Annotated in this window: 1 pseudogene; it reads right to left on the bottom strand. The window is 54.0% G+C overall.

Features of this window, described 5'->3' with window-relative positions:
- Positions 1–192: 192 nt before the first annotated feature.
- A pseudogene (locus H6B30_RS16095) lies at positions 193–480 on the bottom strand (MutS N-terminal domain-containing protein); the annotation flags it as partial.

Below are 480 nucleotides of genomic sequence, written 5' to 3'. Positions count from 1 at the left end.
GAAGGGTCCGTGCCGTGCGCACGGCACCACTCCAGATAGTCCTGTCCGTTCTCGCCCTCCAGCACGAAGCGGAGATAGCCTATCTTGCCTTCCTGGAGGAGTTCTACCAGCTCCTCGTGATTCATTGTTGCTGACATATTCCTGTTCTTTTGATGTTAATACTTGTCGGTTCTGATTCAAAAATGATTCGTCTTATATTTTCATTGAGTTTGATTTCTCCAGCCTGTTGGTCTGGGCCGAGAGCAGCCCGTTGATTTCCGGGGTGAGGTACTTGGCCGCAATCTGCTCGCGTGTGGCGGTGCGGGTCTTGAAAAGCGAATAGCCGTCGTCAAAGGAGATTTCGTGCCGGGCGGTCTTGCCCTTGTCGCCCATGTCCACGTACACCTTCCACTTGTTGTCGGTGTGGTCTTTCGCCACACGGATCCCCTTAGGGTCAACGCCTTCGGGAAGCCGGTACTTCTCGTAGGCGGATTTCAGGTG

This window comes from Marseilla massiliensis (genome assembly GCF_016899955.1).
GTDB lineage: Bacteria > Bacteroidota > Bacteroidia > Bacteroidales > Bacteroidaceae > Prevotella > Prevotella intestinigallinarum.
Note: the sequence above shows the minus strand (reverse complement) of the source record. Positions and strands in the feature narration are given on the sequence as shown.